At 65.1% G+C, this 7230-nt stretch carries 6 protein-coding genes; 4 read left to right on the top strand and 2 right to left on the bottom strand.

Annotation, left to right across the window (positions count from 1 at the left end):
- Nucleotides 1-114: 114 nt before the first annotated feature.
- A complete protein-coding gene (gene sohB, locus PG887_RS21330) occupies nt 115-1122 on the bottom strand; it encodes a protease SohB (protein WP_270822860.1) in 1008 nt (335 codons plus the stop codon).
- 224 nt (nt 1123-1346) lie between these two features.
- On the opposite strand from sohB, the gene PG887_RS21325 reads away from it, so the two are divergent.
- Nucleotides 1347-2102 (top strand): YciK family oxidoreductase, encoded by a 756-nt coding sequence (locus PG887_RS21325; RefSeq protein WP_042015611.1) that lies wholly within the window; start codon nt 1347-1349, stop codon nt 2100-2102.
- An 89-nt stretch (nt 2103-2191) separates the two neighbouring features.
- Nucleotides 2192-3076 carry a LysR family transcriptional regulator gene (locus PG887_RS21320; RefSeq protein ID WP_201925134.1) on the top strand — a complete coding sequence of 295 codons (885 nt, stop codon included), beginning with the start codon at nt 2192-2194 and terminating at the stop codon, nt 3074-3076.
- A 71-nt stretch (nt 3077-3147) separates the two neighbouring features.
- Here PG887_RS21320 and PG887_RS21315 read toward each other — a convergent pair whose 3' ends face one another.
- The gene (locus PG887_RS21315; protein ID WP_270822858.1) at nt 3148-4320 is read right to left on the bottom strand and encodes an MFS transporter; all 1173 of its coding nucleotides are present in this window, start codon (nt 4318-4320) and stop codon (nt 3148-3150) included.
- A gap of 164 nt (nt 4321-4484) precedes the next feature.
- Between PG887_RS21315 and PG887_RS21310 the strand changes: the two genes are divergently transcribed.
- Nucleotides 4485-5624, top strand: a complete 1140-nt coding sequence (locus tag PG887_RS21310) for a MalY/PatB family protein (protein ID WP_010673889.1) — start codon at nt 4485-4487, stop codon at nt 5622-5624.
- Between the two features lie 148 nt (nt 5625-5772).
- Nucleotides 5773-7128 (top strand): TAXI family TRAP transporter solute-binding subunit, encoded by a 1356-nt coding sequence (locus PG887_RS21305; RefSeq protein WP_270822856.1) that lies wholly within the window; start codon nt 5773-5775, stop codon nt 7126-7128.
- The last annotated feature ends 102 nt before the right edge of the window (nt 7129-7230 follow it).

The raw sequence follows: 7230 nt of genomic DNA, 5'->3' as shown, positions 1-7230 counted from the left end.
CGGAACCAGTGATTGGTTCCGGATTGTCCTACAGCAGAAGGATCGGTCAATGGATCCTTAACTGATCAGCATTGGGGCAATGCCCGGCTCTCTTTTTTCATTCAACAAGACGCCTCAGCGCCAGGGGCTTTGTTGCCACAGCCGACCAAGGCCGGCCTCCAGCCCCAGTGCCGCCTGCTTGCCAAGCTTCTGGGTCAGGCTCCTGGGTTTGCTGTAGCGGATGCCGACCACCTTGTGATGGCTGGCCTGGGCCAGCAGGTAGTCATCGCTGGTGCAAAGCGCATCCACCAGTCCGAGCTGCTTGGCCTGGCTCGCCAGCCAATGCTCGCCGGTGGTCACCTTGTCGATGTCGAGACCGGGTCTGTGCTCGGCCACGAAGGCCTTGAACTGTTCGTGGATGGCCCCCAGCTCCTCGCGAAACTTCTCCCGCCCCAGATCGTCGTTCTCGCCGAACATGGTGATGGTGCGCTTGTACTGACCTGCGGTGTGCATCTCGAATTCGATGTCGTGCTTCTTGAGCAGCTTGTTGAAGTTCGGCATCTGGGCAATCACCCCGATGGAGCCGACGATGGCGAACGGCGCCGCCAGGATCTTGTCCGCGACGCAGGCCATCATGTAGCCACCGCTCGCCGCCACCTTGTCAATGGCCACGGTCAGCGTGATGTCCTTGTCCCGCAGCCGCTGCAACTGGGAGGCGGCCAGGCCGTAGCCATGCACCACGCCGCCGCCGGATTCGAGGCGCAGCAGCACCTCGTCCCCGGGCCGGGCCACGCCTATCACGGCACTCACCTCTTCCCGCAGGGAGGCCACTTCCTTGGCATCCAGGCTGCCGTTGAAGTCGATGACGAACAGCCGGCTGCGCTCATCCTCCCCCTTGGCTTTGGCCTTGTGCTCGGCCTTGCGGGTCTTCTCCATCTGCTTGCGCTCGGCCTTGCCCGCCAGGGCTGCCTGCAGTTGATGGCGCCCCTGCTCCAGCTCGCCGGAGAGATCCGTCACCACCAGTTCCCCCTTGCGGGATTTGGGCTGGCGGCTGCTCGCCACCATCAGGATGACGGCGCCGATGGCCAGCAAGAAGGTGAGGGTCTTGGCCAGAAACAGGCCGTATTCGGTCAAAAATGCCACTTGATGCTCCGCTCAATGTCCGGTTTTTTCACATAGTAAGGAGTTTGCCCCCCTCGCGCAAAAACTCTGCCATCTCCCGTGCCAAGGGCGGAGGGATCGACGCTATCGCCCTGTTTTATTCACATTTTTGCCGTCTCATACTGGTCAACTGCCGGGCCGGATCAGTACACTTGCCCACTCGATTCGTTGCGCCAAGCCGCCAGGCATTGTTAACAGGAGTCCACATGCTCGACTATCAGGCCCCCCGTGATCTGCTCAAGGACAAGGTCATTCTGGTGACGGGTGCCGGTGACGGCATCGGCCGCGAAGCGGCCCTCACCTATGCGGCCCACGGTGCCACCGTGATCCTGCTCGGGCGTACCAGTGCCAAGCTGGAGGCGGTCTACGACCAGATTGAAGCGGCCGGTCACCCCCTGCCCGCCATCGTGCCAGTGGACTTGAAAGGGGCTACTGCCGCCCACTACCGCGGTATGGCGGAGACCTTCGCCCAGCAGTTCGGCCGCCTCGATGGCGTGCTGTTCAACGCCGGGCTGCTCGGCACCCTGTCGCCGTTCGAACACATTCAGGAGCAGGAGTGGGACGAGGTGATGCAGGTCAACGTCAAATCCGAATTCCTGCTGACCCAGGCGCTGCTGCCCCTCCTTCGCCAGACCGCCAAGGAGCACGGCGAGGCGTCCATCGTCTACACCTCCTCCAGCGTGGGCCGCAAGGGGCGCGCCTACTGGGGCACCTATGCCATTTCCAAGTTCGCCGTCGAAGGCATGATGGAGGTGCTGGCGGACGAGCTGGAGAACACCACTGTGCGGGTCAACACCCTGAACCCGGGCGGCACCCGCACCAGGATGCGGGCCAGCGCCTTCCCGGCGGAAGATCCGCAAACCCTCAAGACCCCGGCCGATCTGATGCCCCTCTATCTCTACCTGATGGGGCGTGACAGTCAGGGCCAGAGCGGCAAGACCTTCGTGGCCCAGCCCAAATAAATCAACAAATCAACCGGATGGGATTACAGTGAAGAGGGGGTGCCAAGGCGCGCCCTGTTGAATCCCATCGGCCCCAGACAGGTTGCACTATGTTTCGTCCCAAGAGCACGTTTGAGCAATGGCGGATCTTTCAGGCAGTGGTGGACTGCGGCGGTTATGCCCAGGCTGCCGAGGCGCTGAACAAGAGCCAATCCTCCCTCAATCATGCGGTTGCCAAGCTGCAACAGAGTCTGGGGGTGGCCCTGCTGGAGGTGCGGGGACGCAAGGCGGTGCTGACGCCGGCGGGGGAGATCTTCCTCAAGCGGGCGCGCCAGCTCAGCCAGCAGGTGGAAGAGCTGGAGAACCTGGCCAACAACCTGGAGCGGCAGTGGGAGCCGCAGATCAACCTCTATGTGTCCGTGGTGCAGCCGCGGGAGCGCCTCTACCGGGCGCTGGCCCACTTCTACCCCCGCAGCCGCGGTTGCCGCATCAACCTGCACGAGCGGATCCACTGCCACTTCAATGCGCTGCAGGCGGGAGATCTGATGCTCTCCGAGCACCTGCCCCAGGATCGCACCGGCCTGCCGCTGGACGAAGTCTGTCTGCTTCCTCTGTGCGCAGCGGGCCACCCCCTTGCGGAGCAGGGAGAGCCCATCACCGCCGAGGTGCTGGCCAGCCACAACCAGATAAGCCTGCATCCCCCCATCCACCGCTCGGTGGACTGGAACGATGCGGACGACACCGGCTGGAAGGCGACCCACTATCATGAGGTGCTCAACATGGTGCGCCTTGGCATGGGTTACGCCTGGGTGCCCCGCCACCTGGTGCAGGAGGAGCTCGCCGAGGGCTCGCTGGTGCAGCTCGATCTCACCGGCGGCAACGAACGCTATCTCTACACCTACCTGCTCACCCCCTCGGTGGAGGCGCTGGGACCGGCGGCCGAGCTGCTGCTGCGCTGCCTGCGCATCGAATACCAGGGAGACAACCCCAAGTAAGGCCGCTTCTTCCCCGCACGACCGGGGCACTGGTGCCGGCACCTCCGGGCATCGGCTCCCTTTTGCATCCCCTATACGTTGGGGACCCGCCAGCAGGCGGCCAGCGCCATCAGCGCCAGGGCCGCCGCCACCATGAAGACCCCGTGGAAGCTCCAGAGCTCCGCCACCGTCCCCGCGATGGCCCCCGCCATGATGGAGCCGGTGCGGATGCTGTTGGAAAAGAGCGTGGTCGCCACCCCGGCGCGCCCCGGCATCAGGTCCTGGAAATAGGACATGCCGATGCCGGCCACGATGCCGATGAAGATGGCATTGAGCAGTTGCAGCGCAATGAGGGCATGCTGGCTCGACAGGGTCACGAGACCGCCATAGAAACCGACCCCGGCCAGCACCGCCAGCAGCATCATGGGCCGCTTGCCGAAGCGCCGGGTGTAGTAGCCCGCCAGCAGCATGAAGGGGATCTCCAGGGCCGCCGCCGTGCCCATCAGCAAACCGGCCAGCTTCTCCTCCAGCCCCAGCTCGCGGGTGATGTAGAGGGGCATGTTGATGAGGTACATGCTGTTGCAGGTCCACATCAGGGTGGAGGCGATGAAGAGCGCCCGCACCGACGGGTCCCGCCAGCTGCTCACCCGCTCCACCTCGCTGTCCATCACCGGCAGCGGCAGGGAGGGAAGCCAGCGCCACACCACGAAGGCGCAGATGACATAGGCCAGCGCCGAGGCCAGATACATCACCTTGAAGCCGTAGCCGATGGCGAGCGCGAAGGCGATGGGCGGCCCTATCACCCAGGCCAGGGAGAACTGGGCCCGCAGCACCGAGCTGAACATGTCGGCCTGTTTGTTGCGGCTGTCGGCGTATTCCCGCGCCAGGGCGAACAGCTGCGGGCTGGCGGTGGCGGTCAGGCTCGCCAGCAGCACCCCCAGGCTCACCAGCAACCAGTACTGCCGGTTCCAGGCAAACAGCAGGGAGAGCACGATGCCGGCAAAGCAGCAGCGCAGGATCAGCTGCTTGCGATCCCCCTTGTTGTCGGAGCGGTGGCCGAGCCACTGGCTGATGAAGATGCCGATCACCGCGTTCACCGTGTAGAAGAGCCCCACCAGGAAGGGGCGCACCTGCACCTCCTCGGCCAGAAACAGGCTCAAGGTCGGCACCTGCAGCGCCACCGCCACCCCGGTCATGAAGGTCACGGCGAGAAACGAGAGAGAGACGGGATCCGGCCTCTTGCGGGCAACAGACAGCAAACTCATAGAGATACCATTGATATGGAAGAAAAAAAGGAGCCAGATGCGGGCGGGCTTGGCGTATGGCGGCGGCTATTTTATGTCATTATCAACAGCCACCTCAAGGGTTGCGGGGGGGCGTCCAAGTCCGTACATTGGAAGCCCATCCAGCGCCAGTACAAGGATTTAACATGTTTGATTTTGACCGGGAAATAGATCGCAGCGGTACCATGAGCCTGAAATGGGACAAATACAAGGGTCAGGATGTCCTGCCCATGTGGGTCGCAGACACCGACTTCGTCTCTCCCCCCGCCGTACTGGAGGCCCTTACCAAACGGGTCGCCCACGGCATCTTCGGCTATTCGCGCCCCTCTCCCCGGCTCATCGAACTGATCGTATCGCGTCTGGCCAGCCGCTATGGCTGGACCATCCAGCCCGAATGGCTCGTCTTCCTGCCCGGGGTGGTGCCGGGCCTCAATCTCGCCTGCAAGGCCTGGAGCCAGCACGGGCGCGGCATCATCACCCCCAAGCCGGTCTACTACCCCTTCCTGCAGGCACCGGGCTTCAATGACCGCCCCCTGCTCACCGTCCCCGTGGTGGAGGAAGAAGGCCGCTGGGTGCTGGATCTCGAAGAGCTTGAGCGTCAGGCCCCCTCGGCGGATCTGCTGCTGCTGTGCAACCCCCACAACCCGGGTGGCACCGTCTTCACCCGGGAAGAGCTGCTGGCCATCGACGCCATCGCCGAGCGCCACAACCTGGTGATCTGCTCCGACGAAATCCACTGCGACCTGCTGCTGGACAAAGATGCCCGCCACATCCCCTATGGTGCCCTGAGCCCGGAGGCGGCCGAACGCTCCGCCGTCATGATGGCGCCGAGCAAGACCTTCAACATCGCGGGGCTGTGCTGCTCCTTCGCCGTGATCCCCAATGCCCGCCTGCGGCTCAAGCTGCAACAGGCGATGCGCGGCATCAGCGCCGACGTCAATCTGCTGGGGTTCGTGGCGGCCGAGGCGGCCTATGAGGGGGGCGAGCAGTGGCTGAATGAACAGCTCGACTACCTGGCCGGCAACCTGGCCCTGATCGAGCAGGCCGTGGCCCGCTGGCCCGGCGTCAAGCTGGCCCGCAACCAGGCCACCTACCTCGCCTGGATCGACATGAGCGCCCTGGGCCTGGACGATCCCGTCGCCTTCTTCGAACAGGCGGGCGTGGGTCTCTCCCCCGGTGCCCAGTTCGGCAACGGCCAGTTCGTGCGGCTCAACTTTGGCTGCACCCGGGCCCGTCTCACCGAGGCCCTGGCCCGCATGGAGAAAGCCATTCTCCAGACCCGCTAGCGAACCGTCCCGGGCGGCGGCCCCAGGCCGCCCGGTGTGCGCAAAAGCGGTAAAATCCGTTCAGCTTCCCGTCTGATACGGATAAGATGAGGCTCATCACCGGATGAGCCCGCCTCCTCCTCATGTTCAGCCACGGTTTCGGTCCACTATGCGCCCATTCGCCTTCTCTGCCCTGTTGCGTCTGTCACGTACCGCCCTGCCCTGGCTTGCGGCCGTGCTGGCGCCCTCCCTCTTCGCCTCCCCCGCCTATGTCACCATCGGTACGGGAGCCCTCAACGGCGTCTACTACCCCACAGGGGGCGCCATCTGCCGCCTGCTCAACGAGGAGAGTGCCCGCCACGGCCTGCACTGCACGGTGCAGAGTACCTCGGGCTCCATCGCCAATCTGGCGGCCCTCGCCAAGGGAGAGGTACAGCTCGCCCTGATGCAGTCGGATGTGCTCTACCATGCGGTGCACGGCACCGGCCCCTTCGCGGGCCAGGCCCCGGACGATCAGCTGCGCAGCCTGTTGCGGCTCCACAAGGAGTCCCTGACCCTGATTGCCAGCGCCACCAGCAACATCACCACCCTGGCCGACATCAAGGGCAAGCGGGTCGATGTCGGCGCCCCCAACTCCGGGGACAGGGTCACCAGCCAGGCGCTGCTGGCCGCCATGGGCTGGCAGGCAACCGACTTCACGCTGCCTCCCGTGGCGTCACCCGGCAACCGGCTGGAGGGGCTCTGCAACGGCACCCTGGATGCCGCCTTCGTGGTCGCCGGTCACCCCAATCAGGCCATCGGCGATCTCACCGGCCGCTGTCAGGCCCGCCTCATTCCCATCGAGGGGGAACAGGTGGACAAGCTGCTCAAGCAGCACCCCTACTATGATCGCAGCCGCATCGGCGCCAACCTCTATCCGGGGCAGACCAGCGGCGTCAATACCTTCGCCGTCACCGCCGAACTGGTGGCGCTGGCAAGCCTGCCCGAGAGCGAGGTGCGCACCCTGCGGGACGTGCTGAACGAGCGGCTCAAGCAGTTCACCCGGCTGCATCCGGCACTAACCACCCTCACCTTGGAAGGCATGCAGGCGGGCAGCATCGCCCAGCTCCATCCCGGCATGCTGGATGCCGTGCCCACCCTCCCGGCGGACACCCTCACGGCATCCGGTGCCGGGGCGACCTCGGGTGCCCTGCCAACCTTGCCCCCGGCGAGCAGCGCGGCCACACCGACCGATGGGGCAGGCCCCCAGGAAGGCACCGCGCCACTGGAGGGGTCCGACACCTTGCCGGAGCAGCCGGCCGCCGCGACCCTCTCAACCAGTTCGGGGGCGGCCTCCACCAACCAGGCCCCGGCCCTGACCGAGCCGCCCACACCGGGCAGCGCAACCCTGGCACCAGGCCATCCCCTGACCCCGCCTGAGGCGCCCGCCTCGTCGGCAACGCCGCTGGAGGCGCCATCACCGCAGGCCATGCCGGCCAGCCCGCCCAGCCACGCGGTGGGGACCACAACTCCCGCCGGGCAATGAACACCAACCAAGAGGCCACCCCAGGGGTGCAATGCTGATCAGTTAAGGATCCATTGACCGATCCTTCTGCTGTAGGACAATCCGGAACCAATCACTGGTTCC

It is taken from the genome of Aeromonas sp. QDB14, from assembly GCF_027707845.1.
Taxonomy (GTDB): domain Bacteria; phylum Pseudomonadota; class Gammaproteobacteria; order Enterobacterales; family Aeromonadaceae; genus Aeromonas; species Aeromonas caviae.
The sequence above is the reverse complement of the archived record's forward strand: the minus strand, read 5'-3'. Positions and strand labels throughout refer to the sequence as shown.